Origin of the sequence: Maribellus comscasis, assembly GCF_009762775.1 — a bacterium.
Lineage (GTDB): Bacteria > Bacteroidota > Bacteroidia > Bacteroidales > Prolixibacteraceae > Draconibacterium > Draconibacterium comscasis.
The window spans coordinates 1,888,100-1,904,826 of the sequence record NZ_CP046401.1; the positions used below are offsets into that span (position 1 = coordinate 1,888,100).

General features: G+C 38.3%; 9 protein-coding genes. 8 read left to right on the forward strand and 1 reads right to left on the reverse strand.

Translation table 11 applies throughout. The features are described from left to right. The first annotated feature begins 31 nt into the window (after positions 1-31). Complete coding sequence (locus GM418_RS07805) at positions 32-3,742, forward strand: carboxypeptidase-like regulatory domain-containing protein (protein WP_158864822.1); 3,711 nt, start codon at positions 32-34, stop codon at positions 3,740-3,742. On the opposite strand, the gene GM418_RS07810 is transcribed toward GM418_RS07805, so the two are convergent. Then, positions 3,743-4,972 carry an aminotransferase class I/II-fold pyridoxal phosphate-dependent enzyme gene (locus GM418_RS07810; protein ID WP_158864824.1) on the reverse strand — a complete coding sequence of 410 codons (1,230 nt, stop codon included), beginning with the start codon at positions 4,970-4,972 and terminating at the stop codon, positions 3,743-3,745. Between the two features lie 515 nt (positions 4,973-5,487). Between GM418_RS07810 and GM418_RS07815 the strand changes: the two genes are divergently transcribed. From GM418_RS07815 to GM418_RS07845, 7 genes are all read left to right on the forward strand, one after another. Further along, the gene (locus GM418_RS07815; RefSeq protein ID WP_158864826.1) at positions 5,488-7,506 is read left to right on the forward strand and encodes an alpha amylase C-terminal domain-containing protein; all 2,019 of its coding nucleotides are present in this window, start codon (positions 5,488-5,490) and stop codon (positions 7,504-7,506) included. Continuing rightward, entirely contained in the window at positions 7,507-8,532 is a 1,026-nt protein-coding gene (locus GM418_RS07820; RefSeq protein ID WP_158864828.1) for a GSCFA domain-containing protein, read from the forward strand. An 84-nt stretch (positions 8,533-8,616) separates the two neighbouring features. Then, positions 8,617-10,563, forward strand: a complete 1,947-nt coding sequence (locus GM418_RS07825) for an amylo-alpha-1,6-glucosidase (protein ID WP_158864830.1) — start codon at positions 8,617-8,619, stop codon at positions 10,561-10,563. A gap of 10 nt (positions 10,564-10,573) precedes the next feature. Then, positions 10,574-11,872 carry a glycosyltransferase family 4 protein gene (locus GM418_RS07830; protein ID WP_158864832.1) on the forward strand — a complete coding sequence of 433 codons (1,299 nt, stop codon included), beginning with the start codon at positions 10,574-10,576 and terminating at the stop codon, positions 11,870-11,872. A gap of 11 nt (positions 11,873-11,883) precedes the next feature. Further along, complete coding sequence (locus GM418_RS07835) at positions 11,884-13,194, forward strand: glycoside hydrolase family 57 protein (RefSeq protein ID WP_158864834.1); 1,311 nt, start codon at positions 11,884-11,886, stop codon at positions 13,192-13,194. A gap of 133 nt (positions 13,195-13,327) precedes the next feature. Then, positions 13,328-15,907, forward strand: coding sequence for an alpha-glucan family phosphorylase (gene glgP / locus GM418_RS07840; protein WP_158864836.1), 2,580 nt, complete (start codon positions 13,328-13,330; stop codon positions 15,905-15,907). A 221-nt stretch (positions 15,908-16,128) separates the two neighbouring features. Beyond that, complete coding sequence (locus tag GM418_RS07845; RefSeq protein ID WP_158864838.1) at positions 16,129-16,704, forward strand: helix-turn-helix domain-containing protein; 576 nt, start codon at positions 16,129-16,131, stop codon at positions 16,702-16,704. Positions 16,705-16,727 lie beyond the last annotated feature (23 nt).

Below are 16,727 nucleotides of genomic sequence, written 5' to 3' on the forward strand. Positions count from 1 at the left end.
GTTGATAATCAGCCAACTAAACGAATCCACCATGCCAACACATCGTATTTTATTACTGCTTCTTTTGTTGGAAAATGTTTTTGCAGTTCATTCCCAAAATGTGGAAGCATTTATAAAAGAGCCAAACACCATACGATTTCAAAAACTCTATCTCCACACCGACCGGGAATTTTACTTTTCGGGCGACTCGCTCTGGTTTGCAGCATACCTGGTGGAAGGACAGTCGCACATACCGGTTCCTGAGTCATGCAACTTATACATCGATTTAATTGGTGAAGATGGAGATATTATAAAAAACGAAATGTTTGTGATTCAAAACGGGTTGGGCCGGGGTTGGCTTTCACTTTCCAATTCCACTGAATTGGAAGGAAACTATTTGCTGCGTGCCTATACCGACTACCTGAAAAATTTTGGCGACGACGCCTTTTTCACCAAAACCATCAGGGTTTCCACCGTTAAAAATTCTTTTGAACTGTCTTCGAGCCAGCGAAGTATTGATAAAAACTGGGCTCTTGACACATTAAATCAAATTTCAGCCGGAGAATCACCGGAAAATAAAATCGATGTTTCATTTCTCCCGGAAGCTGGGTTTCTGCTTGCCGGCGAATCAAATTGTGTAACGTTTGTAGCGGCTGACAAATCAGGAAAAAAAATCCCGGTTTCAGGAACTCTTTTTGATGAAAAAAACAAGCCGGTATTAACTTTTCAATCCATTTACAAAGGTGCCGGAAAATTCTATTTCTATCCTAAAACCGGGGATACTTACTTTGCACAAATTGGAGAAAACCACTTTGAACTTCCCGAGGTAAAAGAAAGTGGCGCAAAACTGAAACTGGTAAATCAGGGAAAACTGCAGATACAATTGGTTGTTCAGGGGAAAGATACGGGCCGCGGACAGTGGACACTTGTTGCGATGAATCGCGGCAGGGGCTTATTTTATATGGAAATCAACCGCCGGAAGATAAACTCGATTCTAAAAATAGATACAAAAAAACTACGGGGTGGAATCAACCGGCTGGTGCTGCTCGACGACAAATTGAACCCGGTTTCCGAGCGACTGGTTTTTATTAACGATGATATCAACCACCTACATGTCCGCTTAAACGACAAGCAACTGTCAACCCGCGAAATGGTTCAGATAAATATTCAAGACACGGTCGGTTCCGACATATCATTTCTTTCAATGGCTGTAGTTGATGAAAACTATCTGAATGCCACCGGAGTTTCACAAAACATGGCTTCGTATTTATTACTCGATTCGGAGTTAAAAGGCCATATTGAAGCGCCGGCTGATTATTTTATTTCCGACGATTCGCTCGACTCCCAAACTAAACTCGATTTGCTGATGACAACAAACGGATGGAGCAATTACATCTGGAATGATTTGGATAAAGATTCCGTAGAAATAAAATTTGAACCGCAACTGGGATTTAATTTTGAAGGACAGGTAAAACGCGCCATTGGAAACAAAACTCTCCCTGAAGGCGATGTTACCATGATGCTTTTTAAAAGCGACAGTACAAAACAAATTATCGACCAGCCGCTCGATGAAAACGGAAATTTTAAATTCAGCAACATCTTTTTTACCGACTCAGCCTCTGTTTTTGTGCAGGCTCGCAATAAAAGAAACAAAAACAGTGTACAGTTTGAAATGGAGCTGCCAAAAATAACACTTCTTCCAATCGATATTCAACGGTTGAAGGTATTACAGGACTTTACCGGCATTCCTTTATCGCTATACCGGCAACGCTACCTGAATGACTTACGGTTAAAGGAATTTTATCCGGACAGAGATACACGATTGATTGATGAAATTGATGTAACAGCCCGCAAACCCGAACCAAAAATAAAAACCGGAACACCTCAGAAAAATAAAGGCGCATATCAATTAACGTGGGAAATGACTGCAGGCAGCATAGACATTGTGCAATATCTTACTACAAGAGTCCCAGGAGTTTATTCTAGTCTGATTTGGAATGAAGAGAAAAAAAAGAACGATGTATTTATAAAATTATCACCCGGAGAAGCGAGTGGCATTGCAAATTTTTTTATTGATGGGTACCGGTACATAGAATACGATGAAGTCCGAAGTTACAACATAAGTGATATTAAAACGATAGAGATTATATCACCTCCAATGTCTTATGCTTTTGGAGCACGTGCAATGTGGGGGGCAATAAACCTTACGTTTAAAACAGGAGATGAAAGAACTCTGGACAGGCCATTATTAGGTGGGATGGTAGAGAAGATTAAAGGTTTGGCATCTGTTAAAGAATTTTATTCACCACAATACACACCGGAAAATATAAATTCAGAAACACCTGATTTCAGAAATACTTTATACTGGAATCCGAGTCTTATTTTAGGAAATGGCCCGGCAGAAGTTTTATTTTTTACCTGCGACAATGTTTCGCGCTACAAAGTTCTGGTGGAAGGAGTTTCGGAAAACGGGCAGATTTGTTTGGGAAGTGCTGATTTTACTGTTGACCGGTTCCGAAGTTCAGACGCAGATACAGAAACATCAGAAACAGATAATTCAACAAAAGAAAAAAGCGAAAATATACCGGTTTCTGAAACAGTTAATCCTGAAAGTAGTAACCATGAGGAATATTACATTGAAGGAACGATTTCAAGGAAAAATAAAAATACCAGTAAAGACTTTATTACCGGAACTGTACAAAACAACAACGGCGCTCCGGTTGAATTTGCCACATTGTACAATACCGGGAAAAAAACTTCGTGTATTACCGATGAGAACGGATTTTTCAGCCTGGAAGCACGGGTTAACGATTCGGTTGAAATAAAACATTTGAACTATAAAACAAAACGTTTCCTGATCGATACTAAAAACAAAGATTTTGTTCTTTCATCCAAAGACTTTCAAATTGAAGAAGTGTTGGTTTCTCCACAATTTGCTTTCAATCTTTTTAACAAAAGCTGCGAAAACACATGGAAAACATTTAAAGATGAAAATATCGCCAGGGCTTATGCAAAATGTACCCGGAAATTATATGGCGAAACATTTGCACAGGAGGCTTTTTTGGACTTGGATATTGTTCAGAAAAAACTTCGGTCATACAAAAAAGGAGAGAACACCAATATATACCGGGTTCAGGAAAAAATAGAAAAACACAGAGAAATTCAGGACAACGATTTTTTGATTGATTTGAATTTATTTTATCCACCGGTTCAGCAAATATACTGGGTTGATTTACCTAAACAATTCAACTATCTGAAAAAAGAAGAAAGTAACTCTATAAAATTAATTCTTGCCAGCAAAACAACATATGATCACAAGTGCAATATTGAAATAATCATTAATAAAAAAGATACTACCCTGCTTTCGTTTGCGATGGTAAAAAAAGACATTAAACTTCCCTATTTACATTCAAAACTGGTTTTTGAAAAGCCACAGGAAGTATGGGATACAATTCCTGTTCAGAAAACCTACCATTACATAAAATATGATTATTCTGATGGATTTGGATATTTATCGGAGTACGTACAGGGTGCGGTTATTAATCCGGGTCGGGAAATAGAAGTTTCTGAACATTTAAAAACATACAAAAACGGAGTTGAGTCACTAACAATCCGAAAAAACCGCAAACGAATTTTTGACAACAGAATTACTTTACGTTCTATTAAAAACCGATACGAAACCGAGTTTTGGGAAAACCAGTATACAACAGGAGCATCTCCTTATGATTTTAAAACTTTGGAAAATCTAAAAATAAAAGACTAATTATGAAAGAGCCTGCTTTATATCTGAAATCAGATCTTCCACGTTTTCAATCCCAACGGAAAGCCGCATCATGGTATCACGCACGTCGGCAATTTTCCTTTCCTCCTCTGAAAATTCGGCGTAAATTGTTGAGTGAGGATGAATAATTAACGTTTTATTATCGTTTAAATTAGTGGCCCGCCGGACTATTTGCAACTTGTTCATAAACGCAAAACAGGCTTCTTTTGATTCAAGGTCGAAGGTCATGATTGTTCCCGGAATTCCACTAAAATATTTTTTTGCGAGGAAATTTCGCGAATCGGCTTCCAAACCCGGATACCCAACTTTTTTTACTTTCTGATTTGAGCTTAAAAACTTCCCCAAAGCCAGGCAATTCTGATAACATTTTTCGACCCGAAGTTCCAGGATATCCAATCCCTGGATCAGAAACTTCGCGGTTTGTGGTGCCATACTTCCGCCGGTGTTTCGGTAAATATTTTTGCGAAGTTTTGCAATAAACGCATTGTCCTTAAATTTCTCTATAAAATCTTTAAAGTTTGGATTCAGGCGCCAATCGTAATTTCCATGATCGATAACAACACCACCAAAAGCAGTTCCTCCAGAGATGTGTTTGGTTGCTGAAAAAACCTCAATATTTATCCCCAACTTCCCGGCATTAAAAACATTGGGAGGAGTTACAGTGCTATCTGATATTAAAACAATTCCATATTTGCGGGAAATTTCTGACAACATCTCAATATCAGCAATTTCCAACTGCGGGTTGGTAACCGTTTCAAAATAAATGGCTCGTGTATTCTTATCAATCAGCTCTTCAAGCTTACCGCTGTCTTTCAAATCAGAAAACCGGACATCTATTCCAAAATCCGGCAACGTTTGCTGAAATAATGATAATGTATGTCCAAACAGTTGACTCCCTGAAATGATATTATCTCCTGATTTTGAAATAGCCAGAATCGTATTTGAAATAGCAGCCATTCCTGAGCTTACCGCCAATACACCATTGCTCTGGGTTAACGTTTTTAGTTTTAACTCAAAATATTCTACTGTCGGACTCGATGCACGTGAATAAGTATGAGCCACATATTCGCCTTTAAAATTGGCTTCGATCTGTTCTGCTGAATCAAATTCAAAAGCAACACTCTCATAAAGAGGAATCTGTAAACTTTTATGAGGGTCATTTTTGGGATAGGGAACATTTAATGCAAGTGTTGTAAATCCGCTTTTTTTCATTAGATATCAATTCTTGGTTCCATTTATATTTTTTAACAACAATACTTTTTTAGAAAAGTTAGATTTTTTTTTGCGTGTATAACACAACGAAATAATAAAATCCAAATAATTTGTTTGAATATTAGACTTATAGATTCGATTATATTCATTCAGTCTCTGTGAAATCCTGTTTTTTTATTCTTATCATAAAATTATACATTTTACGTTAGGGTTAAACCAAACATAGTTGTAAATTATATGTTAGTTTTCAGCTAAAGAATGCAATTATGGTATAATTATTGCGTTTTAAACATTGGTTTTAAATTAATAATTAAACAGCATTAAAAACCAATTTTAAGCCATGGTGTCCCCCACCATGGTTTTTTTTTGTTCGACAACAAAATAAAAAAGAATTAAATATTTCATTTAAAACCATTTGTACAAATACGACCCGACAAAACGAACAATTCCAATGTTGTTTTTACTTCAACTTGATGAACTTTATGTGCTATTCTTTATCTTTATAAAAAAAGAATATGAGTAATACACTTCCAAAGCTTGTCCAAGATGATCAATGGCTTCAGCCATTTTCGGGATTTATTCAACACTGGACAGAACTGGCCGAAAAAAAAGAAAAAGACCTGATTGGAAAAGGCTCGCTGAACGAATTTGCATCCGGTTATCTTTATTTTGGTTTACACAAAACCGAAACGGGATGGGTTATCAGAGAATGGCTTCCAAATGCCACACACATTTTTTTAATTGGCACTTTTAACAACTGGCAAGAAGAGAAACAATACGAATTCAAACCTTTGGGAAACGGAGTTTGGGAGTTACGCCTTGAAAGCGCCGCACTAACCCACGGCGATTTATATGCACTAAATGTACATTGGGCTATTAATTTTGGGAAAAGGATACCTGCCTGGGCTACGCGCGTTGTGCAGGATTCGGAAACAAATATATTCAATGCTCAGGTGTGGGCGCCCGATAAACCTTATGAATGGAATCATCCTGAATACCGAAAAACGGAAGAACCTCCTTTAATTTATGAAGCCCACATCGGGATGGCTGGAGAAGAGGAGCGTGTGCATACTTATAATGAATTCAGGGAAAAAATGCTACCGCGAATTAAAGCCAACGGATATAACACGGTTCAGTTAATGGCCATCCCGGAACACCCGTATTATGGCAGTTTTGGCTACCATGTTTCCAGTTTTTTTGCAGCGTCGTCGCGTTTTGGAACTCCCTTCGAATTAAAACAACTGATAGACGAAGCACATGGAATGGGGATGGCAGTCATCATGGATTTGGTACATTCTCACGCCGTAAAAAATGAAATTGAAGGTTTGGGAAAATACGATGGAACGCGTTTCCAGTTTTTTCATGACGGCCCCAAAGGCGAGCATCCGGCATGGGATTCTTACTGTTTTAATTATTCTAAAAACGAGGTTCTCCATTTTCTTTTGTCAAATATTAAATACTGGCTTGAAGAATATAAATTTGATGGATTCAGGTTTGATGGCGTAACAAGTATGTTGTATTTTGATCATGGTCTGGAAAAAGCATTTACAAACTACCATGATTATTTCGGGCCAAATACCGATCTGGAGGCAACCACATACTTTCGGCTGGCCAATAAATTAATAAAACAAGTAAAACCGGATTCAATTGCCATTGCAGAAGATGTTTCCGGGATGCCGGGTTTAGCTGTTCCTGTTGAAAGTGGCGGATTGGGGTTCGACTATCGAATGGCGATGGGAATGCCAGACTTCTGGATTAAAATTATAAAAGAAAAATCAGATGATGAATGGGATGTAGGTGATATTTTTCACCAGCTTACTTCGAAACGAATGGACGAAAAAGTGGTAAGTTATGCCGAATCTCACGACCAGGCACTTGTAGGCGACAAAACAATCATTTTTCGCCTCATCGATAAAGAGATGTATTTCAGTATGCGAAAAGATCAACCCAATATGATTGTCGATCGTGGCATTACCCTGCACAAAATGATTCGTTTGGCCACAGCAACAACAGCGGGGGGAGCCTATTTGAATTTTATGGGAAATGAATTTGGACATCCTGAATGGATCGATTTTCCACGGGAAGGAAACGGATGGTCGTATAAACACTGCCGCCGAATCTGGAATATCGCAGAAGATCCGGAGTTAAAGTTTCACTGGCTTTATGATTTTGATAAAGAAATGATTCAACTCATCAGCAAAAATAAGCTGTTAACTATTCCCGAAGTAAATATGGTTATGGAAAACAAACCGGACAAGGTTTTTGCTTTCCACCGCGGTTTATTCCTATTTGTTTTCAATTTTAATCCTTCTCAGTCGTTTACCGATTTTGGTATTCCGCTGGGGCCCGGAAAATACAAAATTGTTCTAAATACCGACTCAGGTAGGTTTGGCGGTAATGATCTGGTGGATGAAGACATCAGTTATTACACATTGCCCAGTGGTGGGATTACCAGCCAGCATTATCTGAAGTTATATTTGCCTGCACGTACCGCTTTGGTTCTCAAAAAAATTGATTTTCCCAAAATAAAATAAATGGTAAAAACAAAATTTCAGACGGTAGTTGAAATCCCCTCCTATAACCGGAAAACGAGTTATTCCAAAAAAAATGTTTTTTTAGGATCGTGTTTTACCGAAAACGTGGGCAACAAAATGGCTGATCTGAAATACAATGTGGACATCAATCCTTTTGGTATTTTATACAATCCGGCATCTGTTGCAAACGGAATTAATATTCTTTTGGAAGAGTTGCAAATTGATGAAAAGGAACTCGTGCATCACAATGGACTATGGCACAGTTTTTTTCATCACGGAAAATTTTCTGATTCGGATAAAAACAAAACACTTGAGAACATAAATTCAAGACTCCGGTTTTCATCCGAGTACCTGAAATCAACTGATTTCCTTTTTGTAACATTCGGAACAGCATGGATTTTTGAATATAAAAAAACAGGAGAGGTGGTTTCCAATTGCCATAAAATACCTGCTGCTGAGTTCGGGCGTCGTCGATTGAACCCTGAGGAAATTGAAAATAAATACCTTCAATTGTTGCCAAAAGTGTGGGAACAAAATCCGGATTGTAAAATTATTTTTACAGTTAGTCCTGTTCGGCACTGGAAAGATGGTGCCGTTGAAAATCAGCGCAGCAAAGCAACACTGATTTTAGCGATTGATAGCATCATTCGGAAATTTGGAACAGAAAAATGTAATTACTTTCCTTCTTACGAAATAATGATGGATGAATTACGCGATTACCGGTTTTATGCAGACGATATGATTCATGTTTCTGAAGTTGGAATAGACCATATCTGGAATTTGTTTGAAGAGAACTTAATAGATGAAAACAGTAAGTTCCTAAAGAACAGAATTCAAAAAATAAAAAAGGCATTCCTGCATCGTCCCTACAACCGTGTTTCAAAAGAATATTTAGACTTTTTGAACACAGCGTTAAAACAAGTTAAAGAGTTGCAAAAAGAATTCCCCAATCTTAATTTTGAGTTAGAAAAAAATCATTTTAAGGTTGAATTTGATGAAATCAAAAAGAAGTTCGAACAATTCTGAAACTAAAAAGTTACATTTGAATACAGGAAAGACTCCTTCCCTGTTTCTGACTATACCAATAATCATTATCTCTTATTTTAGATCATGAATTACCTCAAATTTGACAAAGAGCAACTTATTAACCTCGAGTATTCACTCGACAAGGAAGTGCTGCGATCAAACCGGGCCGGTTCTTATATGAGCACTACATTAAATGGCTGCAACACAAGAAAATACCACGGATTACTGGTTAGTCCGATAGAAAACTTCGGAGGAGAAAAACACGTGCTTCTGTCCTCACTCGATGAAACGGTGATTCAAAACAATGCGGAGTTTAATTTGGGGATACACAGGTTTAAAGGTGGGGTTTACGAGCCAAAAGGACACAAATATATCCGGGATGTAAAATTTAACCGTATTCCAAAAATTACTTATCGTTTAGGCGGAGTTGTTCTGAGCAAGGAGAGATTATTGGTTGAAAAGGAAGAACAGGTTTTGGTCCGTTATACCCTTGAAGAAGCCCATTCTCCCACTACTTTAAGGTTTAAACCATTCCTGGCTTTCAGAAATATCCATCAATTGAGCAAGGCCAACATGTTCGCCAACTCAAAATTTCATACAGCCAACAATGGAATTTTTATAAAACTTTACGATGGGTATCCTGATTTATATATGCAATTTAATAAGGAAGTGGAATTTATTCCTGTTCCCGATTGGTATTACAACATCGAGTATATTGAAGAGGCGAGACGTGGTTACGAATATCTGGAGGATTTATTGGTTCCCGGATATTTTGAAATTCCGATTAAAAAAGGCGAATCAATTGTTTTTGCAGCAGGATTAAATGAAACAAAACCGGTTTCGCTAAAACAACGATTCACAAAGGAAGTAAACAAACGGCCTGAAAGGGATACTTTTTTAACATCGCTCGACAATGCGGCAGAACAATTTATTTTACAACGTAGCGACGAAACCGACATTGTTGCCGGATTTCCATGGTATGAAAGTATCACACGCCAAACTTTTGTTTCGCTCCCCGGGTTGTGTATCTCGCTGAGTAACGGATACAGTTGCCGGCGTATCCTCGATACCTATGTAAAATTCCTTAAAAACGGTTTTTTCCCCGACCATATTCACAATTCAAATCCAACATATCATTCAGCAGATGCTTCTCTTTGGTTTATTTGGGGTGTTCAGCAATATTTCAAAAAAAACAGCAATGCTAAAGAGGTGTGGAAAAAATACGGAAATGCCATTACTGAAATATTTGAAGGGTATAAAAATCCTGCATTGGACTATATCAAATTAACGAACGAAGGACTCATTTATGCAGAAAAAGCTGGTACAGCCCTTACCTGGATGGACTCCTATGTTGACGGGCAACCAGTAGTCCAGAGAGGAGGTTTTGCTGTCGAAATAAACGCTCTCTGGTTTAATGCACTTTGTTTTGCGCTGGACCTGGCCGATCTTGCCGGTGAATATGATTTTATTGAGCAATGGAAAAATATGGTTGAAAAAGCAGGAAATGCCTTTCTGAACACGTTTTGGGATAATCGCCATGAACATCTGGCCGATGTAGTAAACAACGGAATTGCAGATTGGGCTGTAAGACCCAACATGGTTATTGCTGCTGCAATGGACTACTCTCCACTCTCTACAGAACAAAAAAAATCATTGTTGAGCGTGGCCAAAAGAAAACTGTTAACAAAACGAGGATTAAGAACGCTCTCGCCCGACCATTTGAGATATAAAGGTGTTGTTGAAGGTGGTCCCCGCGAACGCGAAATGGCTATGCACCAGGGAACAGTTCATCCCTGGCTTATCCAATTTTTTGCAGAAGGATATTTAAAAATTCACAAAAGAGGCGGTCTCCCTTTTGTGAAACAAATTATGGAAAGTTTTGAAGACGATATAACAGAGCATTGTATTGGTACAATGGCTGAGATTTATAACGGCAACCCGCCACATAAAGCACGCGGCGCAATATCGATGGCGTGGAGTGTGGCCGGAGTTGTTTATGCAACACATTTGGTTCATAATTTTAAAGAATAAAACCGCAAATATGAAAGTATTAATGTTTGGATGGGAATTTCCCCCACATATTTCAGGAGGATTGGGGACAGCGTGTTACGGACTTACAAAAGGTCTGACAGAACTGAAAAACATTGATGTAATTTTTGTTGTACCAAAAGCATTTGGCGACGAAGACCAGACAGGAATGCAATTGATTGGCGCGAACAATGTTGCAATCAATCAACGAATTGTTCAATTCGATGATATTCAAAAAAAAATTGACTATTACGAGGTCGACTCAAGCATTGTTCCTTATGTTTCAGAAGAGGAATTCTGGAAACTAAAAAGCGGAAAATATTCAAAAGAAACCAAATTTGTTCAAACCGATGAAGGGTATAAAATTGATTTTAGCGGCTCGTATGGTGCAAACCTTTTTCAGGAAATAAAAAATTATGCCTTTGTTGCTGAAGTAATTGCCCAAAAAAATAGTTTTGATATTATTCATGCCCACGACTGGCTGGCCTACCCGGCAGGTATGGCAGCTAAAAACGCAACGGGGAAACCACTGATTATTCATGTTCATGCCACAGAGTTTGATCGAAGTGGAGGTAACGTTAACCCGGGTGTTTATGCCATCGAACGTGAAGGCATGGAAGTGGCCGACAAAATTATTGCCGTAAGTAATCTCACCCGAAATACAATTATTGAGAAATACGACATACCACCCGAAAAAATTACAACGGTTTACAATGCTGTTGAACCTGTTGGTGATACAAGACGCCCTATTATAAAAAAAGGTGTAAACGAAAAGGTAGTGACATTTTTAGGCCGCATTACCATGCAAAAAGGACCGGAATATTTTATTGAGGCAGCGAATCTGGTGCTCCGGAAAATGAACAACGTGCGTTTTGTTATGGCGGGCAGTGGCGATATGATGGATGGAATGATAAGCCGGGTAGCAGAACTTGGTATTACAGACAAATTTCATTTTACAGGTTTTCTTCAGGGTGATGATGTTTTTCAAATGTTTGAAATGACCGACGTTTTTGTTATGCCATCGATATCAGAGCCATTTGGGATTGTTCCGCTTGAAGCGATGCAATCGGGTGTTCCGGTAATTATTTCAAACCAGTCGGGTGTGGCAGAAATACTTGAAAATGCGATGAAAATTGACTTTTGGGACACACATGCAATGGCCGACGCAATGTTTGGATTATTAAATTACCCATCACTTGCAGAGCACTTTAAAATGGAAGGAAAACAGGAAGTTGACAACTTAAAATGGATAAACTCGGCCGCGCATGTTAAAGAAGTGTACGAAAGCACACTTAGTTCAGTAAACACTTAAAAACCAGCTAAATGAAATCAGTTTGTTTGTTTTTTCAGGTACACCAGCCGTTCAGACACCGTCGTTACCGTTTTTTTGACATCGGCAACGATCACTATTACTATGACGATTATAGCAACGAAACAATAATGCGGAAAGTGGCAGAAAAAAGTTATCTGCCAACCAATAAACTGCTGTTAAATCTGGCCGACAAGTTAGAGGGAAAGTTTAAAGTTTCCTTTTCAATTACCGGATTGGCACTCGAGCAGTTTGATTTGTATGCACCCGAAGTAATCGATTCATTTAAAGATCTTTCAAAAACGGGTTGTATTGAATTTCTGTCAGAAACCTATTCGCATTCTCTTTCTTCATTAAAAGACAAACACATTTTTAAAAAGCAGGTAAAACTTCACGACGAACATATTTTTGCATTGTTCGGACACAGACCGAGGGTGTTCAGAAATACCGAAATGATTTATTCCGATGAAATTGGAGCTCAGATTGCTGAAATGGGTTACCAGGGAATTTTAACCGAAGGCGCAAAACATATTTTGGGATGGAAAAGTCCAAATTTTATGTATGTAAATGCAATAAATCCAAGACTTAAAGTTTTAATGAGAAACTTTAAACTCAGTGATGATATCTCTTTCCGATTTTCAAATAAAGACTGGTCAGAATTTCCCTTAACCGCCGAAAAATTTGTAGGCTGGCTGGAGAGTCTGGATGCAAAAGAAGAAGTTATAAATATATTTCTGAGTTATGAATCTTTTGGCGAACGCCAACCCAAGGAAAGCGGGATATTTGATTTCTTTGAAAACCTCGCAAAAAAAATTGTTGAAAGCCCGGAACTTAAATTTGCAACTCCGTCTGAAGTAATCGAGGAGTTACAACCTGTTTCGGCGGTAAACGTTCCCCATGCCATTTCCTGGGCCGACGAAGAAAGAGACCTCACCGCATGGCTGGGAAACAACATGCAAAAAGAGGCGTTTGACAAGTTGTATGAACTCAGAAAAAGAGTGGAAAAATGTAAAAACGAAGAAATAATAAAAGACTGGAACTATCTTCAGGTTAGCGACCACTTCTATTACATGTCTACAAAATATTATTCTCACGGAACAAAATCAAATCAATTCAACCCTTTCGACACTCCTTACGAGGCTTTTATTAATTATATGAACGTACTGAGTGATTTTAAAATTCGACTTAATTCTGTTGTTCCGGAAAACGAAGTTGAAAATGAAATTGCATCATTACACAAAATTATTGACGAAAAAGAGAAAAAAATAAAAAAAATGGAGGCCGATATACAGAGGCTAAGAAAGGGAAGAAAAAGAAAATCCTGAAATATTTCAAACAAGTTTTTGAATTTGCAGTTTTAGTATCAGGTTAATTTACAATCGATTTTTTATTGTATGTAATATTAAAAACTATTTTTGCAGATTCATTTTTAGTAAGTTATAGTAAGATTAGAAAATTATGAATTCAGAAGGTGTAAGATTTATACAGAAGCCGGTTGTTGAACAGCCGGTCTGGAAAAGAATAATCGTAGAATCGAGCCTGCCGGAAAGTTTAAATCCACTTCGTGTTTTATCTAAAAACCTTTGGTGGGTTTGGAATAACGAAGCGCGCGAACTATTTCAATATATCGACCAGGAAATTTGGGAAGAATGTGCTCACAATCCAATTGTTCTTCTAGATGAAGTGAGTTATAACCGCTTCAAAGAGCTGGAAAATGACGAAATATTTGTATCAAAGATGCACCATGTTTATGGTAAATTCAATCAATATCTCGAAGAAAGAAATCATCTTGAAGGACCACAGGTTGCCTATTTCAGCATGGAATACGGGTTACACGACAGTCTGAAAATTTTCTCAGGGGGTCTTGGTATTCTGGCCGGCGACTATTTAAAAGAAGCCAGCGACGCCAAAGTAAACCTCGTTGCTGTCGGTCTCCTTTACAGATACGGTTATTTTAAACAAACCCTGAACCTGCATGGCGAACAAATGGCAAATTATGAGGCTCAGCAATTCTCTAAAATACCCGTTCAACCCGCTCTGGATGCAGAAGGCAACTGGATAGAAGTTTATGTAGAATATCCCGGAAGAACCCTTGTAGCCAAGGTATGGCAGGTAAATATCGGTTCTGTAAAACTGTATTTGCTCGATGCTGATCATCACGAGAACCCGGCAGAACAAGACCGTTCAGTTACCCATCATTTGTATGGTGGCGACAACGAAAACAGGTTAAAGCAGGAAATGCTGCTCGGACTTGGTGGAATAAGAGCACTTCAAAAGCTGGGATACAATTCTGATATTTACCATTGCAATGAAGGACACGCCGCGTTTATTGGTATTGAAAGAATTGCCGACTATATAAAAAATACAGGGCTTTCATTTGAAGAAGCAAAAGAAGTGGTGCGTGCATCAACCATCTTTACTACGCATACACCTGTGCCCGCCGGCCACGACTCATTTCACAAGGACATGTTCAGGCATTACATGAATCACGTTCCACCCAAAATCGGTTTGGAATGGAATGAGTTTGAAATGCTTGGCAAAGCTTCCGAATATGAAGACCATTTTAACATGAGTTTCCTGGCAAGTAACCTTTCACAAGGTATTAACGGTGTGAGCATGTTACACGGTGAAGTTAGTAAAACTGTTCTAAAAGATTTATATCAGGGATTTTTGGAAGAAGAGCTCGAAATCGGCTACGTGACCAACGGCGTTCATTATTCAACATGGACTGCCCCGGAATGGAAAGAAATCCATAAAAAATATTTTGGCGAAGAGTTCCCTGCCAATCAACTCGACTTTGAGATTTGGAATAATATTTACCAGGTTCCGGATAATGAAATATGGCAAATACGAAAAGCCCTTCGTTTAAAGCTAATTAACTACATTAAACAAAGATTTGCCGACAACTGGATTAAAAGGAATGAAAATCCAAAGTTAATTAACGATGTAATGGGCAAATTAAATCCAAATGCGTTGACAATTGGTTTTGCCCGCCGGTTTGCAACCTATAAAAGAGGTTATCTTCTTTTTAGAAACCTGGAACGACTGGCCGGGATTGTAAACAATCCTGATCGTCCGGTACAATTTATTTTTGCAGGCAAAGCGCATCCGGCTGATAAAGCCGGGCAGGATTTAATCAAACATATTGTTGAGATTTCCAAACGCCCTGAATTCAGAGGAAAAATTCTATTTGTCCAGAATTATGATATTAACCTCGCCAAAATGCTCCTGCAGGGTGTCGATGTTTGGTTAAACACTCCCACCCGTCCGCTTGAAGCTTCAGGGACAAGCGGCGAAAAAGGAGTAATGAACGGAACCCTCCACTTTTCAGTTCTCGATGGCTGGTGGGTCGAAGGCTACCAAAAAGACGCCGGCTGGGCACTTCCGGCAGAGCGAACCTACGATGTGCAGGATTTTCAAGATGAACTGGACGCGGAAACCATTTATTCCATTCTTGAAGACGAAGTTATCGAGGCATACTATGATCGCAACCACGAAGACATTCCTGAGAAATGGACTGGATTTATCAAAAATACAATCGCCCGGGTTGCGCCTAATTTTACAACAGGAAGAATGATAAAAGACTATCAGGAAAGATATTACAATCCACAATTCCAACGTAGCCAGTTTGTAACGAACAATGGGTTCAAAATGGCCAAAGAAATGGCCGCCTGGAAATTTAATGTTAGTTCAGCCTGGAAAAATCTGGAAGTAAAAAGTATTGAAATTCCCGATGGCATTACCAATAAAATGAGCATAGGAAAAGAGTACCCTATAGTTGTAAAAGTAGATATCAAAAATCTTTCGAGTGAAGATGTCAGACTCGAGTTAATAATAACCGAAAACGAAGGAAGCGAAACTCCAAAGATTACGGATATCATTGAATTTGAAAACCTGGGCTGCGAAAACAGCATTTGTACTTTCAAATATAATCTTCATCCAAATCATCCAGGCTCATTCAATTATGGATTCCGTTTGTTACCAAAAAACCGGAATCTTCCACACAAACAGGATTTTGGATATGTTAAATGGATTTAAAAACAATCGTTGACGACGTAATAAAAGAGGCTGTTTATACAATAGCCTCTTTTCATTTTATATATTCGTTTTCATTTTTAAATCAAAGGTTTAAATTTGCAATCAATTCATTCTTGTAATAACAGAATGTGTTTATTAAGAACAGCAGCAATAAATCAATTTCCGGGGATTTTACTGGTTGGATCCCGCACAAACTTTGAAAACTATAAATTCTTTTTGAAATGAATTCGAAAAATAAAATCGGAAAAAAAATCAAAGCCTTTCGCGAATTTCGTCAGGTAAGCCGTGAAGATCTGGCCTTAAAAGCAAATCTGGATCCTAAACAACTTGAGTATATTGAGGAAAAAGGAACCGTTCCATCATTGGGACATTTAATAAAAATTACAAGGGCACTTGGAGTTCGAATCGGTACTTTCCTTGATGATCTGGATCATGTGGGTCCGGTTGTTGTTCGGGCTGGAGAAGAAAAATCGACTTTAAGCTTTTCGACCAAAGATAAAAAAACCAGAGAGCATCTAAATTTTTACTCGCTCGCCCCCGATAAAACAGGCCGGCATATGGAGCCTTTTATGGTTGAAATAGAGCCTGCGAACGAGTCTGACTATAAATTATCTTCTCATGAAGGGGAAGAATTTATCTACGTTCTGGAGGGAGCGATTGAAATAAATTACGGAAAAAATATTTACCGGTTGAATAAAGGAGACAGTATTTATCTCGATTCAATTGTTGCGCACAATGTTCATGCAGCGGGTGAAAAAGCTGCAAAAATAATGGCGGTTATCTATTATCCTGTTTAAATTAATATCTAAAATAAACTGAA

What these genes read in the sequence shown, in the direction of transcription:
- GM418_RS07805 (WP_158864822.1), top strand. Translation starts at nt 32, where the DNA reads ATGCCAACACATCGTATTTTATTACTGCTTCTTTTGTTGGAAAATGTT.
- GM418_RS07810 (WP_158864824.1), bottom strand. Translation starts at nt 4,972, where the DNA reads ATGAAAAAAAGCGGATTTACAACACTTGCATTAAATGTTCCCTATCCC.
- GM418_RS07815 (WP_158864826.1), top strand. Translation starts at nt 5,488, where the DNA reads ATGAGTAATACACTTCCAAAGCTTGTCCAAGATGATCAATGGCTTCAG.
- GM418_RS07820 (WP_158864828.1), top strand. Translation starts at nt 7,507, where the DNA reads ATGGTAAAAACAAAATTTCAGACGGTAGTTGAAATCCCCTCCTATAAC.
- GM418_RS07825 (WP_158864830.1), top strand. Translation starts at nt 8,617, where the DNA reads ATGAATTACCTCAAATTTGACAAAGAGCAACTTATTAACCTCGAGTAT.
- GM418_RS07830 (WP_158864832.1), top strand. Translation starts at nt 10,574, where the DNA reads ATGAAAGTATTAATGTTTGGATGGGAATTTCCCCCACATATTTCAGGA.
- GM418_RS07835 (WP_158864834.1), top strand. Translation starts at nt 11,884, where the DNA reads ATGAAATCAGTTTGTTTGTTTTTTCAGGTACACCAGCCGTTCAGACAC.
- glgP (WP_158864836.1), top strand. Translation starts at nt 13,328, where the DNA reads ATGAATTCAGAAGGTGTAAGATTTATACAGAAGCCGGTTGTTGAACAG.
- GM418_RS07845 (WP_158864838.1), top strand. Translation starts at nt 16,129, where the DNA reads ATGAATTCGAAAAATAAAATCGGAAAAAAAATCAAAGCCTTTCGCGAA.